Source organism: Nocardioides massiliensis (assembly GCF_030811215.1).
Taxonomy (GTDB): domain Bacteria; phylum Actinomycetota; class Actinomycetes; order Propionibacteriales; family Nocardioidaceae; genus Nocardioides_A; species Nocardioides_A massiliensis.
Genome location: NZ_JAUSQM010000001.1, coordinates 1122985 through 1149874 on the forward strand (window position 1 = coordinate 1122985; position 26890 = coordinate 1149874).

Consider the following 26890-nt stretch of genomic DNA (forward strand, 5'->3'; position numbering starts at 1 on the left):
GTACGGCTCAGCGGGTCGCGCCGACCAGCAACCACCGGTCCCCGCGGGAGCGGTGGACGAGGACCACGGCACGCCCGGTCATGAAGACCCCGACGAACGCGACCCACAACCCGACGAGGGCCGGTCCGGGGAAGTGCGGGCTCCACCAGGCGAACGGCGCGAAGACCGCGAGCACGACGAGCCCGCCCCAGGCGAGGTAGCGACCGTCACCGGCGCCGATGAGGACGCCGTCGAGGACGAAGACGATCCCGGCGAGCGGTTGTCCGGCTGCGGCGATCAGCAGGGCCGGCACGAGCGCCTCGTGCACCGCGGTGTCACCGGTGAAGAGTGGTCCGAGGACCGGGGAGAGCGCGGCGAGGCCGACACCGGTGACGATGCCGCTCAACCAGCCCCACCGCACCATCCTGGCGGTGATCCGCCGGGTCTGCTCGATCTCGCCGGCTCCCAGCGACCGGCCCGTCAGCGCTTGGGCGGCGATCGCGATGGCGTCCAGGGCGAAGGCGAGGAAGCCCCACAGGGTCATCGCGAGCTGATGCGCGGCCAGGGACGTCGTACCTGCGCCGGTGGCGACGACGGTGGTGAGCAGGAGTGAGGCGCGCAGTGTGAGGGTGCGCACGAGCAGGGGTACGCCGGCGCGCCCGGCCCGCAGGATGCCGAGCGGGACCGGAGCCAGCCGGGCGCCCTCACGGCGCGCGGCGCGGACGACGACGACGAGGAGCCCGAGGGCGGAGAGGCTCTGGGCGACGACGGTGCCGATCGCCGCGCCCGCGATGCCCAACCCGGCGCCGTGCACGAGGGCGAGGCTGAGCACGACGTTGAGGGCGTTGCCGCCGACGGCGACGTAGAGCGGCGTACGCGTGTCCTGCAGCCCGCGCAGGATCCCCGTGCCAGCGAGGACGACCAGGAGCGGCACGATGCCCCACAGAGCCCAGGCGAGGTAGTCGATCGCGTGGGCGGCGGTGGCGGCGTCGGCCACGAAGGCGGTCACCAGGGGGCCGAGCAGGACCAGACCGAGGGCGGTTGCGAGGACGCCGATCACCGCCGCGAGCCAGATGCCGTCCATCCCCTGGCTCAGGGCCGCGCGGAGGTCGCCGGCACCCAGGAGGCGCGCCACCGCGGCGGTGGTGCCGTAGGCGAGGAACACGCACAGGCCGACGACGGTCTGGAGGATCGCGCCGGCGATGCCGAGCCCGGCCAGCTGGGGGGTGCCGAGGTGGCCGATGATGGCGGCGTCGGCGAGCAGGTAGAGCGGCTCGGCGATCAGCGCCAGGAACGCCGGGACGGCCAACCGGCGGATCTCCCGGTCGAGCTCGCGATTGGCAGGACGGCGCACCGCCCCATGGTGGACCCGCCCCCGACCGGGGGCACCAGGGGGTCCGACCGGGCCGGTCCGGTGGCCGCGGAGATGGCCCGATCGGATCATTGCGGCCGGCTGGGTGCGGCGGTTACAGGCTGTGCAGAACTCGGCCCCTTTTGTGGATAGTCCTCCACGGGTTCGACGCCGGGACGCTTTGTCGACATGGATACCGGTGACACGCCGGTGACGAGAAGGTGGACGAAACACGCCCGGGAGTTTCTGCGTTCCACACCCGAACATCGGCGTTTGTGCAGGTCAGCGGCATGTTTCGCGGTTCAGTGAAAAAGTTCTCCCCAGCGGGGTCAACAGGCTGTGCACACGTTCGTCGGCGGGTTGCACAGGCTGTCCCCAGTTATCCCCAGGTGCCTGTGGACAACTGAGTGGTGCCGAGGCTGTCCGGCGCCGTACGGTCACGGTTCGTCGTGGACCTGGCACCGGCGTTGTCGGTGCCCGCACCTAGCGTCACCCCCGCAGGATCTGGCAGGTCTGGCCGAGATCTGGTGGTGATCGACGCGCCCGCGCCGCGGGTCGCGGGGGTGGTGAAGTGGAGGGCATCAACTGTGAGTGTGGCCGAGTTCGCGCGCAGCAACTTCGAGCCCGAGGAGGACTACGCGCCCTCCGGTGGCGACCGGATGCCTCCTCAGGACAACGTGGCAGAGCAGTCCGTCCTGGGGTCGATGCTGCTGAGCAAGGACGCCATCGCCGACGTGGTCGAGGCGATCCGCGGCACGGACTTCTACCGGCCGGCCCACGAGGTCATCTACGACGCGATCCTCGACCTCTACGGCCGTGGCGAGCCGGCCGACCCGGTGACAGTCGCCGCCGAGCTGCAGCGCCGCGGCGAGCTGCAGCGGGTGGGCGGTGCGCCCTACCTCCACACGCTCTCGGCCTCCGTGCCGATCGCGGCCAACGCCGGCTACTACGCCGAGATCGTCCGCGAGAAGGCGATCCTGCGCCGGCTCGTCGACGCCGGCACCTCGATCGCGCAGATGGGGTACGCCGGGGAGGGCCAGGTCGACGACGTCGTCGACCGCGCCCAGGAGGCCGTCTACCGGGTCACCGACAAGCGCGCCAACGAGGACTACGCGCCCCTGGCCGAGATCATGGAGGGCACCCTCGACGAGATCGAGGCCATCTCCAACCGCGACGGCCAGCTGGTCGGCGTCCCCACCGGCTTCGCCGACCTCGACGAGCTCACCAACGGCCTGCACCCCGGGCAGATGGTGATCATCGCGGCGCGTCCCGCTATGGGCAAGTCAACCCTTGCACTCGACTTTTGCCGGTCGGCGTCCATTCACCACGGCATGACCGCGGCGATCTTCAGCCTGGAGATGACGCGCAACGAGATCACGATGCGTCTGCTGTCGGCCGAGGCGAAGATCCCGCTCAACGTCATGCGCAACGGCGACATGAACGACGACGACTGGGCCAAGCTCGCCCGCAAGATGGGCGAGGTCTCCTCGGCGCCGCTGTTCATCGACGACAGCCCCAACCTCACGATGATGGAGATCCGCTCCAAGGCCCGGCGGCTCAAGCAGCGCCACAACCTGCAGCTCGTTGTCATCGACTACCTGCAGCTGATGAGCTCGGGCAAGAAGGTCGAGTCGCGCCAGCTGGAGGTCTCGGAGTTCTCGCGTCAGATCAAGCTGTTGGCCAAGGAGCTCGAGATCCCGGTCATCGCGCTGTCGCAGCTCAACCGTGGGGCGGAGCAGCGTTCCGACAAGCGCCCGATGCTGTCGGATCTTCGCGAATCGGGCAGTATCGAACAAGATGCGGACGTCGTGATCCTGCTCCACCGCGAGGACGCCTACGAGAAGGAGTCGACCCGCCCCGGCGAGGCCGATTTGATCGTGGCGAAGCACCGCAACGGTCCGACCCGCGACGTCGTCGTGGCGTTCCAGGGCCACTACTCGCGGTTCGTCGACATGGCGCACTGATGAGACGCGACACCTTGATGTCAGTGGTCGCGACACCCGATGTCAGTAGGACGGCGACACCTTCTTGTCAGTGACGCGACACGACGTGTCAGTAGCCCTGTGGACAAACGACATGAGGTGTCAGTAGTGACATCGCTTGTCGTTTCTCCACAGGGGACTGGTCGACAACCGTTCGCTGAGATGCGCGCGCCTGGGCTCGCCGGGGGCGACCCTGCGAAGCATCGTTCGTTGGGCTACCGACGAGGGGTCCTGAGGACGAGCGCGGCACTTTGTCGGTGTCGGCCGGTAAGGTGACCACTACATCTAGTAGTTACACCGTCGTAGTTAGTCGGCGTCGCTGCTTGGTGTGCCGGTGAAATAGCAAGTCCCGACGTGGGACGAGCCGACACCACTTCTGTGGTCCCGACACGTTCCGGTTTGCTCGGGGCGCAGTCGGTGTGGTCACAGCGCCTGAGGCTAGGGGTTGACGAGGCGTATGCGGGGCAGATGCTGGTCAGGCGTCGGGGTCCAGCGGTGCCCAGTCGGGTCGCGGAGGCGTGAAGAAGGGGTCGTTGCTGATACGGACCCGCTCCGCCTCTGCGACATCGCTCATCGGCACCAGCCACCGGTATCGGTAGTACAGGTCGCGACGAATGACGCAGACCCGAGCCTCGTGGGTCAACGCCGCGACGCGACCGGCCTCCCGCAGTGAAGCCAGTGGGACGCGGCGGGTGCTCTTGAGATGAGCGAACATGGGCTCGGCGTGGGTGCCGTGCCTCGGTACCGGGGCGAGGAACACGGTGTGCGCAAACGCGACCGTGACACGCTCCCCCTTCTCCTGCCAACCCGCCACAATCGCGGCTTGAGCCTTGGGGTCCTGGGTGTCGAGCCGCAGCACTCGGACCACCTCGATGCTGTCGTTGTCGCGAGCCTTCGAGACCATTTCGCAACTGGGAGAGGCCACCATGACGGCGTGCCACGGCTCACCCTGCTTGTCCGTCAGGGGCACTCCATGCTCGTCGACCGGTGGGGCATTGAATAGGTCGCCGAACCTGTACGGCCAGGCCCCGGGCTGCTCGGCCTCATCGGCAGGCACCCAATAGTCGCTTGGGCGGGGGTACCACGCATCGGTGATGATGGCGTCGCGCTGAGAACCCTCCGCCATCAGTCGAGATTGAGGTCGTCGTCGTTCCCAGACTCTTCGATGGGTCCAGCGTGGGCCGACAAACGAGCACGCGTGATGTGCTCGCCGTGCTCGCCCGCCGACAGGCGCACCGGGAAGGTGGCTGCAAACTCGGCGATGGCGCGCCAGTCGTCACTCCCGTGACCCGGCATCACGCGCTCCAACGTCTCCGACGGGATGGCAACACCAGTGCGTGCGGCAGCCAACAGCATCGGCAGCGTTGCGCGCAGTTCGTTCTCCCGCTCAGCAGCGCGCGTCGCATTCTCAACCAGACCGTCATAGCGGTCTGGGGCCACCAGATAACCCTCGACCTCGTTGTAATGGGTGACCGCGACCGCTTCGCTGGTGCGGAGCATGTCCAGCGTCGGGCGAGTCTTCTGATGCAACGTGCTGGCCGAGACCCGCTTATCCGTTCCGGCCGCGACGAAGCGGCCTCGCGGCTTGAGGCTCTTGGCATCCGTGAGACCGCTGAGGCGGGTGACATCCATGCCGGACTCCTCTCGGGTCGTGGTGGTCGTGAGACACGTCCAGTATCGGCTACCGGAGCGTCTTGCGCAACATGTTGCACAACATTTTCCAGTCAACGGAGGAGGAGTACAGCGCACTGTCGGCGGTCGCAGGCATGATTCTGCTCGCGCCGATGTTGACCTCATCCTGCCCGCCACCGCTCGGGCGGCAACCAATAGGTCAAGAGTCAGCGCAGCCACACCGAAGCGTCTTTCGGCGACGTATACGGGCACTAGACGACACGGTCGGAGCACCAGCCGCCGACCGTAGAGCCCGTGCGCAACGGTGGCGGCCACCTCATGTCCACGCACATACTGAGGCTGGCCGGGATGGTTCGGATGCGAGGAGTATTGACAGGCTCCTCGACCCAGACACGGCCGACCACGTGAGCCCGAGCCGCTGTTGCAGGCGGCTCGGGCCACGCTCGTCCGCCACCGAGGCGGAGCCTGCACCCCGGCCCCTAGCACCGGTCGGGCACCCTCCGTCTCCGAATCACCCCGACCTGTCGGTGCGACGGCTTAACCTGCCGTGGACGAGTCGTCGGCAGGTGAACGGGGGTGAGCATGAGCGACATCGTGGGCGAAATCGCCAGGGTGACCGAAGCCTTCGAGAAGCCGACGCTGCGCCTACTCGACGGCAAGTGGGCAGCGTTCCGCGTCGCCGTGTTCCGGGCCGCGTTCTCACGCGACCGGCGCAGCGTGCCCGCCGACCGCCTCCACGCCCAAGTCGACACCTACCTGAGCGAACTGCTTCGCGAAGGGCTGGACGTGCCGCCGGTGCAGAACGGGCGAGCGCTGTGCAACACCTGGGTCAACGACCAGTGGCTGTTTCGCGACAACGACGCCGACGGCGCGCTGGTGTACTCGCTCACGTCCTCTGCGCTGGAGGCGCTCGACTTGGTGGCAACCCTGTCCCGGGACCGGGTGCTGGTGTCCGAATCGCGGCTGACCACCATCTTGGACACGGTGCGCCGGTGGGCGCTCGAAGCCTCACCGGACGCGCAGGCGCGTGTGGACCGGCTCAACGCTCAGATTCGCGAACTTGAAGTCGAGCGTGACCGGCTCGCCAACGGGGGAGAGGTCATGCTGGCCTCCGACGACCGGATGCTCGACGGTTACGCCAACCTCATCGACCTCATCGGGCAGTTGCCGTCGGACTTCAAGCGGGTCGAAGAGTCCGTGCTCGACATGCACCGCAAGATTCTCCGAGACTTCCGCGAGGAAGAGCGACCTGTCACCGACGTGCTCGACGAGTACCTGCACAAGCAGGACACCCTGGTGAAGGACACCGCCGAAGGGCGGGCCTTCGACGGGGCGTTCGTTTTGCTGCGCGACGATGACATGCTTCTGCAACTGCGCACCAACGTGCAGGTCCTGATGGACCACCCCGCCTCCGCTGCGCTCGTTTCCTCCGACATGGCCGAACTCCGGGGCGCGGAGGCCATCATCCGGCAAGGCACCAAGGACGTGCTCGCGCAGCGCCGACGCCTCACCGCCACCTTGAAAGAGCACATCGTCAACAACGACGTGCTCCACGAACGCGAACTCGACCGGGTGCTGCGTGGCATCAACCGGGAACTGGCCAAGTGGATGGAGTCTGCCGGTCCGCGAGCCACGGTCCCCGTGGAACTCTTGCCGCCCACCATGAAGGTCGGGCACCTCCGCGAACGGCTCTGGGACCCCGCCTCCGCCGCACCACCGCCTCCGCTCGAAGACATCGAGGATGACGTCCCCGAGCCGCCGACCGTGGAGGAACTCCGCATGCAGGGCGGCCCCTCGCTCGACGACCTCCGGGCCGCGCTCGTCGGAGCCCTCAACAGCGGCGATTCCGAGACCATCGGCGACCTGTTCCATGCCCTGCCCGACGACCTGCGCCGTCCCGTGGAAATCCTCGGGCTGCTGCATCTGGCCTCCCGCGTGAACGCCCTCGACCAGGTTGCAGACACGGAGGTCTTCGAAGCCATCCGGCCCAACGGAGAACTTCGCCACTTCCTTGTCCCCGCCGTACCGCTCACTACCGACGAGGCCAACGCTCTCGCCCGTCTCGCGGACCTCGACGACCCCGCCGCAGACCTTGAAGGTGAAGGAACCACCCCATGACTGACTTCAACGGCGACGACCTCGACGACTTCACCCACGACACCGACGACGTCTTCCCCGACCTCGACGACGACTTCACCGACGCCGACGAGGCACAGGAATCGACTCTCGCGCTCTTCCCCGACGACTCCGGCGGACTCTCCTTGCCGCAGCGCCGCGCGTTCGTCTGCCTGCTTAAGAACAGGTTCGTCTCCGCCATCGACAACCCAGTGGAGTGGCGGGTCATCCGCGAAGACCCCGAGCCGTTCAAGTCACGGCTCAACGACATGTTCCTCGACCTGCACCTCGACCTGCAGCACGAGGTGGCGTTCAAGCGGCAGGCAGCCACCGACGGCGGCGCGCGAGAGTTTCCCACCCTCCTGCACGACATCGCCTACACCCGCGAAGAGACCATCCTGCTGGCGTTCCTGCGGATGCGCTTCCAAAGCGAGCGCGCCTCGGGCCATGAGGACGTGACCGTGGACCGCGACGAGATGCTCACCCACGTGGCCTCGTTCCGCCCGGCCCACGCCACCAACCGGTCCGGTGACGCCGCCAAGGCCAACAATGCCGTCGACAACCTCATCAAAGCGAAGGTCCTGCGCAAGACCAACGACAGCGACCGGCTCCGGGTCTCCCCGGTCATCGCGGTGCTCCTGCCGCTGCCCCGGCTCCATGAATTGTTCGAGTGGCTCATGTCCCAGAACGGCACCCCGTCCGACGAGTCCACCGACCATGCCGGGGACCTCGACACTGACCGCGACACCGATGAGGCCCTGTCATGACCACCACCCAAGACGCGCTCCTCTACCTCCCAGGGGCCACCGAAGGCACCACCCAATGGAAGGTCGAGAAACTCCAACTGCTCGCCTGGGGCGGCTTCCACAACCACACCGTCGTCGAGTTCGCACCCACCGTCACCCTGCTCTCCGGCGCATCCGGCACCGGCAAGTCGACCCTCCTCGACGCCTACATTGCGCTCCTGATGGATTCGGGCACCCCCTTCAACGGGGCCTCCAACGACGCCACCATCGGCAGGGCACGCGGCTCCGAACAACGCAGCCTCGTTTCCTACCTGCGCGGCAAGATGGACACCAACCGCAGCGCCGCCGGGGAACTCGAAGACCAAGTGCTACGAGGACGCGACTCAGCCACCTGGGGTGCACTCGCGGTCACCTTCATCGACGACCACGACCGCCGGTACACGGTCGCCCGCCTCTACTACGTGCCCCGCTCCGCCACCAAGGACAGCGACCTGGTCCGCAAGATGTGCACCATCGAGGGCACCATCCACCTGCCCGACCTCGAACCCCTGGCGGCAGGCAAGTTCGACAAGCGCGCCGTCGAAGGCCGGTTCGCGAACCTCAAGATGCACGATTCCTACACCGCGTTCGCGCAAGCGTTCTGCACCCGCCTCGGCATCGGCCCCCACGGCGACGGAGCCAAGGCACTCCGGCTGCTGGCCCGCATCCAAGCCGGTCACCAGATTCCCACCGTGGACGACCTGTACAAGAAACTCGTCCTCGAACAACCCGGCACCTACGCGGCAGCCGACGCCGCCGTCGAGCACTTCAAGGACCTCGAAGACGCCTACGAGGCCATGGAGTCCGAGGCAAAGAAGGCCGAAGTCCTAGCGCCCATCCCCGACCTGTGGGAGGAACGGGAGGCCGCACGGAAGAAGGTCCGCCTCATCGACACGTTCGGACTCGGATACTCCCAGGGGGACACCCCGTTCGGGTTGTGGAAACTCACCACCGAAGACCGGCTCCTCGAAGCCGCCGAGGACAACCTTCGTGCCGAGCGCGAAACCTTCGAGAAGGCCAAGCGGACCGCGCAGCAGCGGGAGGCCGACCTCAACATCAGCAAAGCCAACGTGGAAGCCGACCTCACCGAGAACGAGTCACACGGCACCATCGCCCGGCTCGACGCCGACATCGACCGGCTCGGCCTCGACCAGAACGCTGCACGCATCCGCCGCGACACCTTCGACCGTGCCACCGCCCGGCTCAACCTGACTATCGACACCGAAGCCGACTTCACCACCGCCCAAGCGACCTCGAAGGCGTTCCTCGACGACTTCCAAACCACCCTCGACGACCTGGACCGGCAGAAGGCGCTGCTGAATCGGCAGGTCGCCGCACCCATGACCGAGAAGGACGACCTCGTGACCGAGCGAGAGTCCCTCAAGGACCGCAAAGGCCGCATGGACCACCGCCTCCACGTCGCGAGGCTGGCGATGGCGCAGGCTGCCGGGATGCGCCCCGAAGACCTCCCGTTCGTCGGTGAACTCATCGACGTACGCGACGGTGAGCAGCGGTGGCGCAAGGCCATCGAAACAACCCTGTTCGGCATCGCCCGAGTCATGCTCGTCGACGCCAACCACCTCGACCGGTTCTCCCGCGCCGTCGACCAGGCCGACATCCCGGCACGTGTCAACTTCCAAGGCGTCGACCTGTCCGACTTCCAGGCCGAGAATCTCGACGCCCGCTACATCTCCGGGAAACTGGACTACAAGGACACCCCGTTCACCAACTGGGTCCTCGACCGGCTCACCGACGACAACACCGACGCTCTGTGCGTGAACACCCCCGACGAACTCTCCGGGCACGGGCAGCGCGTCACCGTGAACGGGCAAACCCGGCGGGGCCGCTCAGGTGCACACGGCTCCAACAACGCCCCCTACGTCATCGGGTTCTCCAACGCCGACCGACTCCGCGAAATCGACGACCGCATCCGCGACCTCGACGCCATCATCGGCGACCTCGGCAAGCAAGAACGAGCGCTCACCCAGCAGTCGAACGCGCTGCTCGCCGACAAGTCCGCCCACGAGCACATCGTCGCCACCGACTGGGCGCTCATCGACGAAGACGGCATCAGCGCACGCATCAACGACCTAACCCAGCAGCGCGACCGCATCCTGGACGACGACGATGACCTGCGCGCCCTCAAGGAAGAGCAGGGGCGCATCGTCTCCGCGCTCAAGGAGGTCACCGGCGACATGCGGATGGCGGAGGAGAAACTCACCGCCATTGCGGACACCACCAGCGAGGTCATGGCCCGCAAGGACCAGGTCGGCCGCGAAATCGAACGCATCGACCGCGCCCAGCAAGTCGTGCTCACCGACCATCAAGTCGACTACCTCGACACCGAATACCGCCAAGTCGCCAACGAAGGCGACCTTCACGAGTTCCGCCACGGCGGCTGGGCCAGGCTCAAGACCCGCCTCGGTGACCAACTCAAGGGCGCAAACGACAAGGTCAACGACAAGACCCGCGCCCTCGAAGCCACCTTCCGTCGCTACCTGGACCGGTGGGAAGAACCCAACCTGTCCGAGTCGGTGGAGAACTACGACACGTTCCGCCGCATCTATGACGACATCATGGCCCGAGGTCTCGCCGACCGCCGCGCCGAATGGTCCAAGCGCCTCACCGACTGGTCCGGGCAAGACCTCGTGCCGCTCGCTGGCGCATTCAGCATGGCCATCGAAGAAATCCGCCAACGGCTCGACCCGGTCAACACCATCCTCGAACGACTTCCCTTCGGTGCCCACCGCGACCGGCTCCGCATCGACCTGCGCGAACTGCACCGCGACGACATCGTGAAGTTCAAGAAGGAACTGCGCATCCTGTCCCGCGTCAACGCCGACGACTTCACCGACGAGCAGATTCAGAACTGGTTCAAACGACTCCGCAAGTTCATGTCCGCCATCCGCAAGGACACCACCGGGAAGTCCACTCGCGACCGCGACTACTTCCTCGACGTAAACCGCCACATCGAAATCACCGCCGTCGCCTACGACCCCATCACCAAGGTCGACCGGTCCACCTACGCCGCCCTCGGCGGCAAGTCCGGCGGCGAAACCCAGGAACTCGTCGCGTTCATCGTTGGAGCAGCGCTGCGGTTCCAGTTGGGCGACGACACCAACACCCGGCCCCGGTTCGCTCCCGTCTTCCTCGATGAAGGATTCGTGAAGGCCGACAGCGAGTTCGCCGGGCGAGCCGTCGACGCGTGGAAGGGGCTCGGGTTCCAACTCATCATCGGTGCCCCGTACGGACAGTTCACCGCCCTCGAACCCCACGCCGAGCAGATTCTCTACATGTCCAAGAGCGACAAGGGCATCTCCTACGTTAAGCCGGTCCAACCCACCAGCAAGCCCGCCGCTACCAGGGCTGCGGGCTCCGAGGTCACCGGATGAAGACCCCAGAGGCGGTCCTCGCCGACATCAGGCGGCGGTTGGACAACACCTGGGCCGACCACCTCGCAGGCCAACCCGCGTGGCCACACCGGTTCCCCCTCGGCACGGACTCCAAAAGCGTCCTCGAAGCAGAATGGCAAGACACCTACCAGCCGCTGCGCCGCACCTGGGCTGACTGGGCGCGGAAACACCCCGCCACCACACTCCACACCGAACCAAAACGCGTCTACTCCACCACCCAGGACCTCCCCGTCGGCCTAACCATCACCACCATCGACGCGGCTGCCCGCCTCGCCGGAGAAGACTGGCCCACCCGACTGGAACGTGCCACCCACCGCCTCACAACACTCCGCCAACGTCACCCTGACCTGGTCAATCCCAGCAAAGTGCTCCGAGCCGTCGACCGGTACACCGAGACCGACTTCGGGCTACTTCTCACCGTCGCCGACTGGTTTAGCCGCAACGACGCCACGGGCCCCACCCCACGACAGGTCCCCATCCCCGGCGTCCACGCCAAATGGCTCAAGAGCCACCGCTCACTCCTCCTCACCCTCACCGGACGAGAGACCCTCGGACTCCTCCCCGAACACCCGCCACGCATCCACTTCACCTACCTCGACCCCGACCACCGGGCCGCAGGCGGACGGGTCCACGACTCCGCCACCGTCGACGACGCATTCGCCCCGGCCTACCCACCGCAGGTCGTGGTGATCTCCGAGAACAAGGACACTGCCATCCATTTCCCGCCCATCCCCGGCGGCATCGCCGTCGAAGGCGACGGGTTCGGAGGCAAGACCGCCGCCGCGTTCCCCTGGCTCACCAGCGCACCGCACCTCTACTATTGGGGCGACATCGACGCCCACGGCTACGAAATCCTCAACGGGTGGCGCGCCGACGGAGTACCCGTCACCAGCATCCTCATGGACCCCGACACCTACGAGACCTACGAACCGTTCGGCACCAACACCGACAAGAACAACCAGCCCCTCCGACCCGGTGTGCCGAAGGCGCTGCCGTGCCTCACCCCGGACGAGCGAGCCGTCTACGAACGGGTCCTCGACGCTGCCCACACCGGACACCGCCGCATCGAACAAGAACGCATTCCGCTCGCCGTCGCCCACGCCGCCGTCAAAGCACGCCAGTCATGACCGACGATGGGACCAACGGCACCGGCTACGCGGCGTGTCGCGGAGGTTCGGGCTACCCGTGAACATGCCGGTCAACCGGTTCACAGGTAGCGGCATACATCTTCGGGTTGACACTCGGCCGGATTGGCATGCGTGGCGTCGGCTCGTAGTTGGGCGACGTTTGCGCGGAGCGCGTGCAGGTCGGCGATCTGCTGGTCGAGGGTGGTGAGGCGGTCGTCGAGGAGTTCGGCGACGTGACGACAGGGAGCGGTCCCGGCGTCCCGGATGTCGAGCACCTTGCGAATCTCCGCCAGTGTGAGCCCGGCCGCGCGGCCACGCCGGATGAAGTCGAGCCGGGCGATGGCGTCGTCGCCGTAATCCCTGTATCCGCTGGCGGTGCGTTCAGCGGGCGGCAGCAGGCCGCTGTCCTCGTAGAAGCGCAGCGTCTTCGTCGTGGTCCCGGCGAGGGATGCCAGTTCTCCGATGCGCATGCCGATCTCCGCTCTGACGACTTGACCTTCTAGTGCGCTGGAACGTCCATGGTGGATGAACGAACAGGCGAACACCAACCGAAGGAGATGCAGATGAGCGCGGAGTACGACGTTGACTTGGCCGTCATCGGGTCGGGAGGAGCCGCGATGGCGGCAGGGATCGCAGCCCGCAAGGCAGACGCCAAGGTGGTGCTCGTCGAACGCGGCGCTCTGGGCGGGACATGTGTGAACGTCGGCTGCGTTCCGTCGAAGACCCTGCTGGCTGCTGCCGGGACCCGGCACGGTGCACTGGCGAACCCGTTCGACGGCGTCCCCACCTCCGCCGCTGCGGTTGACCTCGGAGCGCTTGTGGCGCAGAAGGCTGAGTTGATCGACCGGCTCAAGCAGCACAAGTACGCCGAGGTCGCCGACGCGTGGGGGTTCCCGGTGATCTCCGGTGAGGCTCGGTTCACCGACAAGGACACGTTGGAGGTCGACGGGAAGCCGCTGAGGGCACGTGCCTACGTGATTGCGACCGGCTCGCAGCCCACGGTCCGTGGCATCGCCGGGATCGAGGATGTGGACTACCTGACGTCGACCACGGCGATGGAACTATCCGAGGTGCCCGAGTCGCTCGCGGTCATTGGCGGCGGCTACGTCGGGATGGAGCAGGCGCAACTGTTCGCCCACCTCGGTGCTCGCGTAACCGTGGTCGGACGATTGGCCCCGCATGCGGAGCCGGAGTTGCGGCAGGTGATGGCCGGGGTGTTCGCCGATGACGGCATCACCGTGCTCGCCGAACACGCAACCGGTGTCGAGGCCGCCGAGGACGGCGGCGTCAGGGTGATGACCGCGTCCGGGGAGGAAGTCAGCGCCGAGCGGCTGCTGGTGGCGACCGGCAGACACTCCGACACGTCCGCCTTGGACCTGGCGGCAGCCGGAGTCGACACCGACGAGCGGGGCTTCGTCGTGATCGATAAACACCAGGCCACGTCAAACCCGCGTGTGTACGCGGCAGGCGACGTAGCGGGCACCCCGCAGTACGTGTACGTCGCCGCCGACTCCGGACGAGTCGCCGCAGCCAACGCGCTCGGACACAACGCCCCCCAGACCGTTGACTACACCGGTCTGCCATCGGTGATGTTCACCCGGCCACAGTTGGCCTCCGCCGGACTCACCGAGGAAGAAGCACTCAAGCAAGGCCACGAATGCGCCTGCCGCATCCTGGCCTTGGAAGACGTCCCCAGGGCGCTGGTGAACCGCGACACCCGTGGCGCGTTGAAACTCGTCGCCGACGCTAGCACCGGCAAGGTCCTGGGCGTCCACGCAGTCGCCGACGGAGCAGGAGAGATCATGCTCGCCGCTACCTACGCGATCAAGGCGCAGATGACCGTCGACGACCTCGCCGAGACCTGGGCTCCGTACCTGACCATGGCCGAGAGCCTGCGGATCGCCGCCGGACTGTTCCGTAACGAACTACCCACCTCCTGCTGTGCCTGACCCGGCCCGGCCCGCCGCTCTCGGAGCCCTCGCGATGGTTGTTGCTGCGCCGGGCATGCAGTGCTGCTAGCGGTCGGACTTGGTGGCATCACAGCGCTAGCGCGTTCGGGTTCTCCGCGCCCAACCTGGAGTACCCACTCAGCACCAACGTTCGCGGGTTCATCGCGCTCCTAGTGTTCGGCCTCGCCGTAGCCGCGAGCGTCGAGACCGGCTGGGCAATCATGCGACGCCTGCGCTAATCGCACCGGCAAGGTGTGTGAGACCGAACCGGTCGGCGGGCCCCCGACGCCGAACTTGAAACAGGGCTGCTGTTCACTGACCTCCCGAATGCGCAACACCGGCGTAGCAGTCGGCCGCGGCCTGAATCCCCAGGTTCGCCGGTACCTCAGTCATGGCAGCACCGGCCGATGCCTGTGGAGGAACAACATAAACGTGTCAGCACTGACATCAGTTGACGTGACCACTGTCAGGTACATGTCGCCCAACAACTGATCGGCGGGTGTGCTGAAGCCGCTGACCCCACGGCGGCCCCGGCACCGGAATCCTCGACATTCGGGGTCTCAACGATTCCGCGGGACCTCACATGCACGTCGAACCAGCGGAACGTCATGTCGCCCCCGTTCAGGTCCGAGGAGCCGCACGAGGCGACCACGCCGGCACAAGCCGTGGAGAGAACGCTGTCCAGCGGCATGGCGCAAGCGTTCGGGTGGGGCACCGATTACGCCCTGTCGGCCGATGAGCACACTGCGTGGGTTCTCCGCGAGGACGGCACGGCGGTCGCCGCTCTGCGCATCGAGAAGTTCGGCCGGTTCTACGCGATGGACGGCTTCGAGGCCTGCGCCGACGAGCCGGCACGCTGAGCTCGGAGCTAGAACACGACGAGGGCCACTGTGGCCACGACGGTCGCCACGACCGCAAGGATCACGGCGGCGGTGCCGATCGCGCGGATTCGCGGGATGCCCCGGGCCATGAGGCCGAGCGTGATGGCCAGCGCTGCGGCCAGGTACGCGTACGCGCTGAAGAAGTACGTCGGCGCCAGGAGTGCGCTGAGGATCGCCAACCCCAGGCCGAGAGCGCCGAACGGACGCGGGTCGGGCTCGCTCCAAGCATCGCCCCTGCGGGCGTGCGGAGCCGATGCCCTGCGCCGTACGCCGACGACGGCCACCGGGATCGCCACGGCACCCACGGCGACGATCCCGCCGACGAAGAAAGCCGGATCCCACAGGCCCGCGATCACGAACGTCGGGACCAGAAGTGCCACGACCAGCAGGCCGGGGACGGCGAGCAGCATCGCCACCCGTCGTCCGTCACGCACCCTGCTCGTCACCATCGCACCGTAGCGGCGGGCCGCTGGACCGTCACGACTCCTCCGGCTTCGGCACCTGCGCACTCCACCGCGCCTGCCGCTCCTCGTCGCTCTGCTCCCACCACGGCGTACCCCGCTCACCGAGCGCGACCTTGGCCGCCTGGACGCCAGCGCGCGAGCGGGCCTCGTCGTCGGTTCCCTTGGTCCGGCGTACGTCGCGCCGCCAGGCCATGAGGATGCGGGTGAGCTCGGCGCGGCGGTCCTCCGGGATGGCCGGGTCGGTGGCGCGCCACCGCCGGCCGTCGATCACGACGTACCTGCCGTCGGGGGTCCGCTCAGGACCATCAGCCATCGTGATCGACCACCTTCCGCGGAACGGCGCGCCGTGGCGCCGTGAGTGCATACCCTGACGCTCATGTCGCCACGCCCTCCACGACCGTGGGTCGACCGGCCCGGGCTGCTCGCCCGGCTGTCGGACGACGTCCGCGTGCTTGTCCTCGTGGGGCCGCAGGGGAGTGGGCGCACGAGTCTGCTCGCGGCATGGGCTGCGGACCGGCCGGATACGGCGTGGGTCACGGACGGGACGGTCCCGGGCGACGCCACGACCGTGATCGTCGACGACGCCGAGCACCAACCAGCCAGCCTCTGGGAGGAACTCGACGCGCGCCTGCAGGACGACCCTGACCTCTGCGTGCGGATCGCCGCCCACACCGTCGCGACCGTCCCGGACGGCTGGACCCTCGAGGCGCTCGACCTCCCCCCGATGACGGTGCACGAGACCCTCGCGTTGCTCGACGCCGTCGACTCCCCGTTCGATCGGACTGCCGCCGTGGCTCTCACCGCGGGCCATCCCGCGAGCATCGTGATTGTTGCCGGAGCCGGCAAGGTCAGCGCGCAGGAGCTGCCAGCCGTCCTCGCCGCCGTCGGCACGCAGCGGGCACTGCCTCCCGAGCACCATGGGCTCGTCGTGACCGACCACCTCACCCCCGACCTGGTCGCCCACCTCGGGGCGTCGCCGGAGGTCCTCGCCGACGCCGAGCGCGCGGGTCTGGGCTACTGGGCGGACCGTGACCGGCAGGTCTTCACGTTCGTGCCCCCGGTGCGCGAGGCGACCCGCGCCGCCAGGAGCGCGGACCCCGACCAGGACCGGCAGTTGCGCCTCCACGCCGCCGAGCACTTCCTCACCCGCGGCGCCAGCCTGGCGGCGTTCGTCGAGGCCGCCCGCGCGGACCGGCTCGCGCTCGTCGACGCCGCGATCCGCCAGGGCGGGATCCCGTTGCTCCGCAACCACGGCCGCATGATCGCCTCACTCCTGATGCCGGTCTCGGCCGTCCGCCTCGGGCGTCACCCGGTCGCCGCCTTCGCGTTGGCGATCGTGCTCAACGCCCGCCGCGAGCACCGACTGCGGGCCGTCGAGCTGCTCGGTCTGTCCGTCGCCGGCGCCCGACTGAAGCCGCCGGGCTCGGCGGAGCGCGCGCTGTTTCGCGTGGTCGAGAGCGTCGCGCTGCGCGTCAGCGGACTGGCCGACGGTGGGGTCGCAACCGCGCAGAAGGCCGCCGCCCTGCTCGGCGACCTCTCGCCCCGCGAGCGCGCGACGCTCAGCGAGCTCGAGGCCGACCTGCTGCTGCACACCGCCATCAGTCTGTTGTACGGCGACGTGTACCCCGACGCGGACCGGTTGCTCGAGCGCGCGGCCGCGGTGACGCGGCGTAGCTCGCAACACCTGGCCGTGCTCGGTGCACGTGCGACCAGTGCCGCCCTCCGCGGTGACATCACCACCGCGACCGGACGCGTCGCCCAGGCGACCGAGCACACCTGGCCGGACCACGAGCTCGACGAGTACCCCGGCAGCCTGCTGCGCGTCGCCCAGGCGCATCTGGCGATCGAGCGCTGCGACTTCGCCGACGCGGCCGAGAAGATCGTGTCCATCTGGCCGATCATCGACACGATTGAGCACTGGCCGTTGCTCGCCCACCTGCAGGCACTCGTTGACCTGTACGCCGGGCCGCCCGAGGCCGCCCTCGAGCGCTTCCAGGTGCTGCGCCGTCAGCGTTCCGGACGGTGGAGCACGCCGGAGTCCGTCCGGTCGCGTCTCAACGTCACCGAGAGCCTCCTGCTGCTCGCCACCGGCGACCACACCGGCGCGCGCCGGTGCGTGTCCGGGGGCCGTGCGGCACGAATGGTCCTCCAAGCTGCCCGGGTCGCACTCTGGACCGGCGACGACACCCTCGCTGCCGCGACGCTGGGCACGGTTCGATCCAAGACCCCGGGCGAGGAGCTCGTCTGCGCGACGTTGACGGCTGTGGTCATGCGGCGCACCGGGCGGGACCACGAAGCCGACGAAGCCGTGTCGACCGCCGCGGCGCTGGTCGAGACCCACGGCATGCGCAGCCCGCTGATGCTTCTCCCATCGGCCGAGCTCGCGCAGTTCGGCGACCTCGCCACCGGCGTCCCGTCGCTGCTCGTGGACCGGGCGGCTAGGTTCGACCTCCCGACCCACTGATCCCCCACTGATCCCAGGGAGCACCCATGGAGCTGTTCGAGCTCGACCAGACCCAGCGCGTCTCGCGCGAGGAGGCGGCCAAGCGGCTGCACGCCCTGGCCGACGCGCTCGCGCGCCACAACTCCGTCGAGTTCGAGCGCAACGGCCACCGCATCACCGTCGACGTGCCCGACGAGGTCGAGCTCTCGGTCGAGGTCGAGATCGGCGAGGAGAACGAGCTGGAGATCGAGCTGTCCTGGTGACGACCACCGGGTGATCCGCCCGAGCCGGGCTCACCCGTCGCTGCGCGTGCGCCCAGCGAGGAACGCCCGTACGGCGGGGTCCGGCTCGCCCGTGACCCGCTCCATCTCCTCGCCACCGTCGCAGGTGTAGAGGCCGACGGTGATCGTCGTGTCGGCGTCGGTGAGCACCCGCCAGTGCCCACCGGAGGACTCCCACCGGGTCAACGCGTCGACGAGGTCGGTCATCGGTCCATCATGGCCGCTCCCTCCCGCGGTGTCGCGGGACCGACCTGCACCCGGCTGATGACGGGGATCGACGCGAGCACGAGCACCAAGGCGACCACGAACAGCGCCGTGTAGGTGTTGCCCGTCGCCGCGAGCAGCGCGCCTGCCACGGCCGGCGCGACCGATTGCGGCAGGATCGTTGCCAGGCCGAGCACGCCCAGGTCGCGGCCGTGGTCGGCGCTCGAGGGCAGCACGTCGAGCATCAAGGCCAGGTCGGCCGTCAGGTAGACCCCGCGCCCGACCCCCGACACCACGGCGTACGCCGCGATCCCGGCCACGCCCGGCACGACGATCGGGAGGGCGAGGCCGCACGCGACGACGACGGTCGCAGCGATGACCGCCGGCACCCGCCGACCCCGCACGACCCGGGCAGCGATGGCGGCGCCGACCACGATGGACAGGATGTGCACCCCGACGAGGACTGTCACGAGGCTGCCGGCGTCGTCGACGTCGCGACCGGTGCGGTCCATCACGACGTAGAGCAGGTAGCCCAGGACCAGCTGGTTGCCCAGCACCAGCGCGAGGCGCGCGACGAAGACCAGCCGGAAGTCCCGGTCCCCCCAGGCGTGCCGCCATGACAGCGACGCCCGCGCGGGCGCCTCGGTGCGGTCGCGGTTGACGACGACGAACCCGATCATCGTCACGACGAGCACGCCGGCCAGGACCGTAGTGAGCAGGGAGATCCGGTTGATCAGCACCCCGGCGACCATCGCGCCGACCGCGAGCCCCAGCGCCGCACCGGCACCGTAGTACGCCGACACCCGGGGCCGCCCGGACTCCGGCACGCGGTCGGCCAGCACCGCGTCGAGCGGCGCTTCGACGACGTTGAGCAGCGGCTGCACGAGCAGCCAGCCCAGCCCGACCGCGACGACGGTTGCGGCCTGCCCGAGCCCGGCGATCGCGATCGCCGACGCCACCGCCCCGAGCGCGATCCACGGCGTACGCCGGCCCCACCGCGATCGCGACCGGTCCGACCAGGCACCGACCAGCGGGTGCACCACGAGCGTCACCAACGACGACAGCGTCATCACCACCGCCAGCGCGGTCTCCTTCGAGGCCTCGTCGGCGCGGGCGAGGAGCGCGGGTACGACGACGGTCGCGAGGGCGGCGTACTGCACGTTGAGCACCAGGCTCGCGGTGAATAGCGACCAGGACAGGCGGGAGGGCACCATGCGCAGATCGTCCCAGGCGCGACCGTGTGACACGGGCGAAGTGCACGATCGCGTACCGTCTTGACTCCGTGAGCACCCCCGCGCCTTCCTCCGCCCCTCCGGCCGAGCCGCGGACGCCGACGGTCCGTGAGGCACTCCGCTCACCCCGCCTGCTGCGCACCGAGGTGCTGGCCGGCCTGGTCGTTGCGCTGGCCCTGATCCCCGAGGCGATCTCGTTCTCGATCATCGCCGGGGTGGACCCGCGCGTCGGCCTGTTCGCGTCGTTCACGATGGCGGTCTCGATCGCCTTCCTCGGCGGCCGTCCGGCGATGATCTCGGCGGCCACCGGCGCGATCGCGCTCGTCATCGCACCGGTCGTGCGCGAGCACGGGATGGACTACCTGATCGCCACGGTGCTTCTGGGTGGCTTGATCCAGATCGTCCTCGGCCTGGCCGGGGTGGCGAAGCTGATGCGGTTCATCCCCCGCTCGGTGATGGTCGGCTTCGTCAACGCGCTGGCGATCCTCATCTTCCTCGCACAGATCCCGCACCTGGTCGACGTACCCGCACTCGTCTACCCGATGGTGGCCGTCGGTCTGGCGATCATCGTGATGTGGCCGCGACTGACCACCGTGGTCCCGGCGCCGCTGGTGGCGATCGTCCTGCTCACCGCGTTCACACTCGTCGGCGGGTTCAGCGTGCCCGACGTGGGTGACGAGGGCGAGCTGCCCGACAGCCTGCCGTCGTTGTTCGTCCCCGACGTGCCGTGGACCCTCGAGACCCTGCAGATCATCGCGCCGTACGCCGTGTCCATGGCGCTCGTCGGCCTGCTCGAGTCGCTGCTCACGGCCAAGCTCGTCGACGACATCACCGACACCCACTCCGACAAGTCCCGTGAGGCGTGGGGCCAGGGCGCCGCCAACGTCATCACCGGATTCTTCGGCGGCATGGGTGGCTGCGCGATGATCGGTCAGACGATGATCAACGTGAAGGTCTCCGGGGCTCGCACCCGGATCTCGACCTTCCTGGCCGGCCTGTTCCTGCTGATTCTCGTCGTGGGCTTCGGTGACGTCGTCGCGCTGATCCCCATGGCGGCGTTGGTCGCGGTGATGATCATGGTGTCCGTCGCGACCTTCGACTGGCACAGCGTGGCTCCCGCGACCCTGCGGCGGATGCCGAAGTCGGAGACGATCGTGATGGCGTCCACCGTCGTCGTCACCGTGGTGACGGAGAACCTCGCCATCGGAGTGGGGGTCGGCGTGGTGGTGGCGATGACGCTGTTCGCCCGCCGGGTCGCCCACCTCACCGAGACGCACCGCGAGGTCACCGTCGATCGCGACGGCAACCCGGTGGCGGTCTACCGGGTGACCGGCGCGCTGTTCTTCGCCTCCAGCAACGACCTCTACACGCAGTTCGCGTACGCCGAGGACCCCGCCCAGGTGGTCATCGACCTCTCCGACTCTCACATCTGGGACGCCTCGACGGTCGCTTCGCTGGATGCCATCACGACGAAGTACGCCCGGCGGGGCACCACGGTGGAGATCACGGGTCTCAACCCCTCGAGTGCCGAGCGGCACGGGCGGCTGACGGGGGAGCTGCCGTAGGCCCGGTCCGGTAACACTGGGCCTGTGCACCTCTCTCGGAAGATCCTCCTCCCGGTCGTGGCGATGACTGCCTTCGGTCTGCTGGCCGGGGCGACGCCCTCGACCACCGCTGTCGCCGAGGCCCGGGCACGGGTGTCCGGACCCGGTCACGGCGGCGACTCCTACTTCCCCGCCGACGGCAACCGCGGGTACGACGTCCAGCGCTACCGGGTGCGGATCCACTACCGCACGGCCCGCAAGGAGCTCGCCGGCCGCGCAGTGGTCACGGCCCGCGCCGAGCAGCGGCTCGCGCGGTTCCACCTGGACCTCCGGCTGCGTCCGCGCAGCGTCACGGTCGACGGCCGGCCCGCGAGCTTCGGCAAGCCCACCGGCCGCGAGCTGCGGGTCGTCCCGCAGCGGCCGATCGCGGCGGGTGAGACCTTCCGCGTCGTGGTGCGGTACGCCGGGCGCCCTGGTCGCCTCGGGTGGCGCGGCGAGCGGCCCTGGCAGGCCGACCGGCACGAGGCAGTGGCGATGGGCCAGCCGCAGATCGCCGCCTGGTGGTTCCCCGCCAACGACCACCCGCGCGACCGTGCCCGGATGGACGTCACCGTCGTCGTACCCCGCGGACAGCAGGCGATCTCCAACGGACGGCTGATCGGCAAGCGCGTGCGTCGCCACACGACCGTCTGGCGCTGGCGAGCGGCCGAGCCGATGGCGCCGTACCTCGCCTTCTTCGCCGTCGGTCGCTTCGACGTGCGCACCAGCCGAGTCCGCGGGCTGCACCAGGTGGTGGCGGTGTCGCGGCGGCTGCCGGCACGCGCCCAACGGCGGGCGGTGCGCCAGCTGAGTCGCAGCGCCGCCATCACGCGATGGGTCGAGAAGCAGGTCGGTCCCTACCCGTACGCCGCCACCGGCGGTGTCGCGAGCGCGCTGGAGACCGGCTTCGCGCTGGAGAACCAGACGCGTCCGACGTACGGCGCCGGGGGGATCCCGACGTCGCTCCTGGTGCACGAGATCGCGCATCAGTGGTTCGGCAACCACGTCACCGTGGCCGACTGGTCCGACATCTGGCTCAACGAGGGGTTCGCGACCTTCATGGAGCTGCGGTGGGCCGAGACCCGCGCTGGTGCGTCCGCCGATGCCTGGCTGCGACGGACCTGGCGCCGGGTCGGGCCCGACCGGGCTGCGTGGCGCGTGCGGATCGGTGACCCGGGTCCGGGACGGATGTTCCACGCGGCCGTCTATGTCCGGGGTGCGATGACACTGCAGGCGCTGCGCAACCGCATCGGCGAGGAGAAGTTCTGGGGGCTCGTGCGCTCCTGGGCGGCCGAGCGGGGCGGCGGCAGCGCCTCGACGGCGGACTTCGTCGCCCTGGCCGAGGACGTCGCCGGGACCGACCTCGATGACTTCTTCACCGCCTGGTTGCGGTCACCGAGCCGGCCGGCCTGGACCGAGGCCAACGGGCTGGGATGAGGGTGCGGGCGTGGAGGCTGAGCCCGGGGCGGCTCAGTCGCCGTCAGCGTCGGCGAGGTAGCCGGTCGCCGGGTCGACCTCGGCCAGGAAGTCCCGGATGTGGCCGACGTGCTGCTCGGTGGTCAGCCCCGCCGCCGGGGACAACCCGAAGCCATACCCCGCGTTCGGGCCCGTGAGCCAGTCGTACCCCATCCCGCCGCGGGCGTCAGGGCGCAGCGCGAAGACCTGCCCGTCGACCTCCAGCGTGAACGCCGGGGCCGCGCCGTCGGCCGAGCGCTGGCCGGGCACGGCCGTCCAGCCGGCGGTCGGCGCTTCGTCGTCGTCGCGGTAGATCGGGTCCATGTCGACATGGTGACCGGGTTCTCGGCCGTCGTCTAGGGAGTTCCGGTGTCCACACCGGTTCCGGGCATGCCGGTGCGCCCGCGCGGGTCATCGTTGGTCGAGCTGCTCATCGTTGATCGAGCTTGTCGAGACCGCGCGGGCGTCGGGGCGGGGTCGTTAGGTGGGCGGGTCGGTGCCGCCGGGGCCGGCGACGTACTCGATGAGGAAGTCGTGGAGGTAGAGCTCGACGATCGAGTGCGTCGCGGGATCGCTCGATCGAGACGGCTCTCTTGTCGATCGAGCGGAGCGATGTCCTGAGCTTGTCGAAGGGTCGAGATCACGAGCATCTGATTGGACGAGGTCGTGATCGTCTCGGACGGGTCGACCCCACCGGTCACGCCACGCATAGGTCCCGTCGCGGCGGCGTTGGTAGGTCCACCCCATGTGGGTCTTGAGCCGGTGATGCGAACGGCAGAGCGGAGCCAGGTTCGCCAGTGACGTCTGGCCGGGTGGGCCGCCGTCCTCGAGCGGGACGTAGGGCTCGATGTGGTCGGCATCGCAGGCTCGGGCGGTGGTGGTGCAGCCGGGGAACACGCAGACCTCGTCGCGCAGGATCATCGCCTCGCGCATCCACGCCGGTGGATCGTGCTGATCCACGGCTTGGTCGGTGTTGGTGTCGATCACCGGACGCAGGACGATGCGTCCGGATCCGACACCACCCGGACGGGTCAACCACTCGCCCATCCGGGCCAGCGTGATGGGTCCGAGCTTCTCGATGCTCGCACCGTGGTCGACGCCGGCGCTGGTCATGATCGCGAGGTCTGCCAGTGAGCAGTGGATGTAGATGTTCGCGACTCGGGTCGTTGTGCCTGGCGACTTCGTCTTCGTGGTCCCGCCCGAACTGGTGTCGGGCAGGGTGCCGTTGAGGAAGTCCATCGCCAGTTGCGGGTCGAGCAGCGTCCCGACGGCCTTGGCGCGACGGGCTTGGTGGTCGTCGGTGTCGCCGGCGGCCTTCAACCCTGCGGCGATGGTGTCGAGGGTCCGATCGAGCAGCTCGGCGTCGGGGGCGTCGAGGTTCATGTGCACCCCACGCAACAGGCCTTGGCACGTGTCGGGGTCGAGCCAGACTCCGCGGCCGTCCTGGCGACGTTCTTCGCGCTTCGCGAAGAGCTCGGTGTCGAACCGGCGGATCGCCTCGTCGACCAGTTCGGGGGCGGCGTTGTTGGGCTTGCGCTTCTGCAACCGATGCGTCAGCTGCGCATCCACCCACGACGCGGCCTCGAAGGACAGCTTGCGGGTTTCCTTGGCCACGGCCCGGACGCGCCAGGCTTCGGTCTTCCCCTCGACCATCTGCTGCCACAGGCGCGGGAGGCGGTGGGCGATCTCGATCGCGTCCCCCAGCAACTGGCGCGCGGACTGCAACGGGATCCGGAGGTGGCCGGAGAGCTCACCGGCGGCGTACTCACTCAGGATCGGTGCGCCCTCGCCCGCCAGGGCGACCATGCGCTCGGGGTCGTGACGAAACGCTTTCGTGGCCTTCGCCAACGTGCCGGCTTCGTACAGGCCCGCGAGGTGGTCGGCGATGAGCAGGTCGTCGACGTCGAGGCGGTCGCGCGTGGCGCGGTTCGAGCGCAGCGTTTCCCAGGCTTCGGCCTTGCCGAAGTTCTCCAGGTCGCCTCGATCGAGCATGGTCTTAGTGAAACAGGCGGCGCCGACAGTCACCCTGGCCTCGATACACCGGTCACCGGGTTGGTCGAGTGCCGCGAACGAAGTGAGCGGTGTATCGAGACCACGAGACGGCCGCAGTTGACAGCGAAAGTCCCGCAGCGATGCGGTCGTGGTCTCGATACACCGGTCTCGGCTAGCGCCTCGTCCGGCACTCGACCACCGACATCGCGGCACGCACCCTCCTCGGCCGTCCTGGTTCGTCGAGTGCCCCGAACGAAGTGAGGGGTGTATCGAGACGGGTGGTTGACAGGGAAAGTCCCGGTTGTGGTCTCGATACGCCGGTCTCGGCTGGCGCCTCGTCCGGCACTCGACCACCGACATCGCGGCACGCACCCTCCTCGGCCGTCCTGGTTCGTCGAGTGCCCCGAACGGAGTGAGGGGTGTATCGAGACGGGTGGTTGACAGGGAAAGTCTCGGTTGTGGTCTCGATACGCCGGTCTCGGCTGGCGCCTCGTCCGGCACTCGACCACCGACATCGCGGCACGCACCCTCCTCGGCCGTCCTGGTTCGTCGAGTGCCCCGAACGGAGTGAGGGGTGTATCGAGACGGGTGGTTGACAGCGAAGATCTCGGTTGTGGTCTCGATACGCCGGTCTCGGCTGGCGCCTCGTCCGGCACTCGACCATCCCCGTGGCGGCGCGCACCGTGAAGGTTCGTCGAGTGCCCCGAACGAAGTGAGGGGTGTATCGAGACGGGTGGTTGACAGGGAAAGTCCCGGTTGTGGTCTCGATACGCCGGTCTCGGCTGGCGCCTCGTCCGGCACTCGACCACCAACACCAGCCCGCGCTCGGCTAGCGCCTCGCCCGGCACTCGACCACCAACACGAGCCCCGCGCTCGGCTGGCGCCTCGTCCGGCACTCGACCAACACCGGCTCGACTACGCACAGGACCCGCAGTCGCTCAGAGTGCGAAGGCCTCGGCCAGCAGCTCGTGGGATCGCCGGCGGTCGACGGGGTCGGCGATCAGGTCCTGCACCATCACCTCGTCCGCACCGGACTCCTCGACCATCTGCTCCAACGTCGCGCGCACCTGGGCCGGGGTGCCGGCGACGAACCGCGGCCAACGGCCGTCGACGATCGTGGTCGGCTCCTCGCGCTCGTTCGCGCTGAGCTCGTCGGCGACCTCGTCGGGTGCCGGGACCATGACCGAACCGGCGCCACGGCCGGCGCGCATGAGGCGCGAGTAGAAGCCCTTGGGCGAGCAGACCAGCCGTTGTGCGTCCGGCTCGGTCTCGCCGACCGTCACGTTCACCGCGAGGATCGCGCGCGGCGACTCGAGCGCGAAGCGCGGCCGGAACACCTCGCGGTAGTTGCGGAGCGCGGGTGCCGCGCCCTGCGGGTTGATGAAGCCGGCGAACGTGTAGCCGATGCCGATGCCGAGGCCGCCGGCGAGGTGCGAGCCGCTGGGGCTCGACCCGAGCAGCCAGGTCTGCGGGACCCCGGGCACGCTCGGCATGAGCGGGTGCCCGGCGAAGGGGTGGTCGTCGGGGAAGCCATCGTGCAACCAGGCGAGCGTCTCCAGCACCTGTTGGCCGTGGTCGGCGCGGGCGGGGTGCTCGCGGTTCTGCTGCAGCGCAAGGTCGAGGACCGGGCCCGCGGTGGCGCGACCCATGCCGAGGTCGATGCGCCTGGGCGCGAGGGCCTCCAGCTGCTGGAACATCTCTGCGACCTTGAACGGGCTGTAGTGGTTCATGAGCACCGCTCCGGAGCCGAGGCGGATGCGCTCGGTCACCATCGCGGCCGCCGCGATCAGCAGCTCGGGATGGTGCGAGGCCCCGGAGCGGCTGAGGTGGTGCTCGGCGAACCAGATCCGGTGGAAGCCGAGGCGCTCGGCGTGCCGAGCTGTCTCCAGCGCGTCGGCGAGGGCGTCGGTCTCCGTCGTACCCGGTGCGACGGTCCCCAGGTCGACGATCGACAGCCTCATGCCTGGCAGGCTAACGACCACGCGAGACCGGACGGTGCCCCGGCATGGCTTCGCGATCGCC

The 26890-nt window shown here is 68.8% G+C and carries 22 protein-coding genes; 11 read left to right on the forward strand and 11 right to left on the reverse strand.

The genetic code is table 11. The features are described from left to right. Positions 1 to 7: 7 nt before the first annotated feature. Complete coding sequence (locus J2S59_RS05715; RefSeq protein ID WP_068121052.1) at positions 8 to 1333, reverse strand: MATE family efflux transporter; 1326 nt, start codon at positions 1331 to 1333, stop codon at positions 8 to 10. A 656-nt stretch (positions 1334 to 1989) separates the two neighbouring features. Here J2S59_RS05715 and dnaB point away from each other — a divergent pair. Beyond that, the gene (dnaB, locus tag J2S59_RS05720; protein WP_181641995.1) at positions 1990 to 3294 is read left to right on the forward strand and encodes a replicative DNA helicase; all 1305 of its coding nucleotides are present in this window, start codon (positions 1990 to 1992) and stop codon (positions 3292 to 3294) included. A gap of 493 nt (positions 3295 to 3787) precedes the next feature. Here the strand turns inward: dnaB and J2S59_RS05725 are convergent, their stop codons facing one another. Then, positions 3788 to 4438 carry a hypothetical protein gene (locus J2S59_RS05725; protein ID WP_306824908.1) on the reverse strand — a complete coding sequence of 217 codons (651 nt, stop codon included), beginning with the start codon at positions 4436 to 4438 and terminating at the stop codon, positions 3788 to 3790. Then, positions 4438 to 4944 carry a hypothetical protein gene (locus tag J2S59_RS05730; RefSeq protein WP_068124792.1) on the reverse strand — a complete coding sequence of 169 codons (507 nt, stop codon included), beginning with the start codon at positions 4942 to 4944 and terminating at the stop codon, positions 4438 to 4440. Before J2S59_RS05730 ends, J2S59_RS05725 begins: the two co-directional genes overlap by 1 nt. A 582-nt stretch (positions 4945 to 5526) precedes the next feature. On the opposite strand from J2S59_RS05730, the gene J2S59_RS05735 reads away from it, so the two are divergent. The 4 genes from J2S59_RS05735 to J2S59_RS05750 are packed head-to-tail and all read left to right on the forward strand — an operon-like array spanning position 5527 to position 12384. Then, positions 5527 to 7062, forward strand: a complete 1536-nt coding sequence (locus tag J2S59_RS05735) for a DUF3375 family protein (RefSeq protein ID WP_068124789.1) — start codon at positions 5527 to 5529, stop codon at positions 7060 to 7062. After that, entirely contained in the window at positions 7059 to 7826 is a 768-nt protein-coding gene (locus J2S59_RS05740; RefSeq protein ID WP_306824909.1) for a DUF4194 domain-containing protein, read from the forward strand. The genes J2S59_RS05735 and J2S59_RS05740 overlap by 4 nt, the downstream gene beginning before the upstream one ends. Beyond that, complete coding sequence (locus tag J2S59_RS05745; RefSeq protein WP_306824910.1) at positions 7823 to 11236, forward strand: ATP-binding protein; 3414 nt, start codon at positions 7823 to 7825, stop codon at positions 11234 to 11236. Before J2S59_RS05740 ends, J2S59_RS05745 begins: the two co-directional genes overlap by 4 nt. Continuing rightward, complete coding sequence (locus J2S59_RS05750) at positions 11233 to 12384, forward strand: Wadjet anti-phage system protein JetD domain-containing protein (protein WP_181641757.1); 1152 nt, start codon at positions 11233 to 11235, stop codon at positions 12382 to 12384. Before J2S59_RS05745 ends, J2S59_RS05750 begins: the two co-directional genes overlap by 4 nt. 80 nt (positions 12385 to 12464) lie before the next feature. Here the strand turns inward: J2S59_RS05750 and J2S59_RS05755 are convergent, their stop codons facing one another. Then, the gene (locus J2S59_RS05755; RefSeq protein ID WP_068119651.1) at positions 12465 to 12854 is read right to left on the reverse strand and encodes a heavy metal-responsive transcriptional regulator; all 390 of its coding nucleotides are present in this window, start codon (positions 12852 to 12854) and stop codon (positions 12465 to 12467) included. A 93-nt stretch (positions 12855 to 12947) separates the two neighbouring features. Between J2S59_RS05755 and merA the strand changes: the two genes are divergently transcribed. Continuing rightward, positions 12948 to 14333: a mercury(II) reductase gene (gene merA, locus J2S59_RS05760; RefSeq protein ID WP_068119649.1), complete on the forward strand. Its 1386-nt coding sequence runs from the start codon at positions 12948 to 12950 to the stop codon at positions 14331 to 14333. 608 nt (positions 14334 to 14941) lie between these two features. After that, the gene (locus J2S59_RS05765) at positions 14942 to 15193 is read left to right on the forward strand and encodes a hypothetical protein (protein ID WP_068118757.1); all 252 of its coding nucleotides are present in this window, start codon (positions 14942 to 14944) and stop codon (positions 15191 to 15193) included. Between the two features lie 8 nt (positions 15194 to 15201). Here J2S59_RS05765 and J2S59_RS05770 read toward each other — a convergent pair whose 3' ends face one another. Together J2S59_RS05770 and J2S59_RS05775 are read right to left on the reverse strand one after the other, a co-directional pair. Then, complete coding sequence (locus tag J2S59_RS05770; protein WP_181641675.1) at positions 15202 to 15660, reverse strand: hypothetical protein; 459 nt, start codon at positions 15658 to 15660, stop codon at positions 15202 to 15204. Positions 15661 to 15691: 31 nt separating this feature from the next. Next, on the reverse strand, positions 15692 to 15991 hold the full coding sequence (locus J2S59_RS05775) for a hypothetical protein (RefSeq protein WP_068118778.1): 300 nt from the start codon (positions 15989 to 15991) through the stop codon (positions 15692 to 15694). 63 nt (positions 15992 to 16054) lie between these two features. On the opposite strand from J2S59_RS05775, the gene J2S59_RS05780 reads away from it, so the two are divergent. Together J2S59_RS05780 and J2S59_RS05785 are read left to right on the forward strand one after the other, a co-directional pair. After that, positions 16055 to 18142, forward strand: a complete 2088-nt coding sequence (locus J2S59_RS05780; protein ID WP_068118763.1) for a hypothetical protein — start codon at positions 16055 to 16057, stop codon at positions 18140 to 18142. A gap of 26 nt (positions 18143 to 18168) precedes the next feature. Next, on the forward strand, positions 18169 to 18384 hold the full coding sequence (locus J2S59_RS05785; RefSeq protein WP_068118766.1) for an amphi-Trp domain-containing protein: 216 nt from the start codon (positions 18169 to 18171) through the stop codon (positions 18382 to 18384). A gap of 30 nt (positions 18385 to 18414) precedes the next feature. Here the strand turns inward: J2S59_RS05785 and J2S59_RS05790 are convergent, their stop codons facing one another. Both J2S59_RS05790 and J2S59_RS05795 read right to left on the reverse strand, forming a co-directional pair. After that, positions 18415 to 18609: a hypothetical protein gene (locus J2S59_RS05790; RefSeq protein WP_068118769.1), complete on the reverse strand. Its 195-nt coding sequence runs from the start codon at positions 18607 to 18609 to the stop codon at positions 18415 to 18417. Continuing rightward, a complete protein-coding gene (locus J2S59_RS05795) occupies positions 18606 to 19820 on the reverse strand; it encodes an MFS transporter (RefSeq protein ID WP_068118772.1) in 1215 nt (404 codons plus the stop codon). Before J2S59_RS05795 ends, J2S59_RS05790 begins: the two co-directional genes overlap by 4 nt. A 68-nt stretch (positions 19821 to 19888) precedes the next feature. On the opposite strand from J2S59_RS05795, the gene J2S59_RS05800 reads away from it, so the two are divergent. Then, a complete protein-coding gene (locus tag J2S59_RS05800; protein ID WP_068118775.1) occupies positions 19889 to 21403 on the forward strand; it encodes a SulP family inorganic anion transporter in 1515 nt (504 codons plus the stop codon). A 24-nt stretch (positions 21404 to 21427) separates the two neighbouring features. Further along, positions 21428 to 22858 (forward strand): M1 family metallopeptidase, encoded by a 1431-nt coding sequence (locus J2S59_RS05805; RefSeq protein ID WP_306824911.1) that lies wholly within the window; start codon positions 21428 to 21430, stop codon positions 22856 to 22858. 33 nt (positions 22859 to 22891) lie between these two features. Here the strand turns inward: J2S59_RS05805 and J2S59_RS05810 are convergent, their stop codons facing one another. From J2S59_RS05810 to J2S59_RS05820, 3 genes are all read right to left on the reverse strand, one after another. After that, the gene (locus J2S59_RS05810; RefSeq protein ID WP_068122275.1) at positions 22892 to 23200 is read right to left on the reverse strand and encodes a hypothetical protein; all 309 of its coding nucleotides are present in this window, start codon (positions 23198 to 23200) and stop codon (positions 22892 to 22894) included. Between the two features lie 156 nt (positions 23201 to 23356). Beyond that, on the reverse strand, positions 23357 to 24868 hold the full coding sequence (locus J2S59_RS05815; RefSeq protein ID WP_306824912.1) for an HNH endonuclease signature motif containing protein: 1512 nt from the start codon (positions 24866 to 24868) through the stop codon (positions 23357 to 23359). Between the two features lie 938 nt (positions 24869 to 25806). After that, positions 25807 to 26829, reverse strand: a complete 1023-nt coding sequence (locus J2S59_RS05820; protein ID WP_068123987.1) for an MsnO8 family LLM class oxidoreductase — start codon at positions 26827 to 26829, stop codon at positions 25807 to 25809. Positions 26830 to 26890 lie beyond the last annotated feature (61 nt).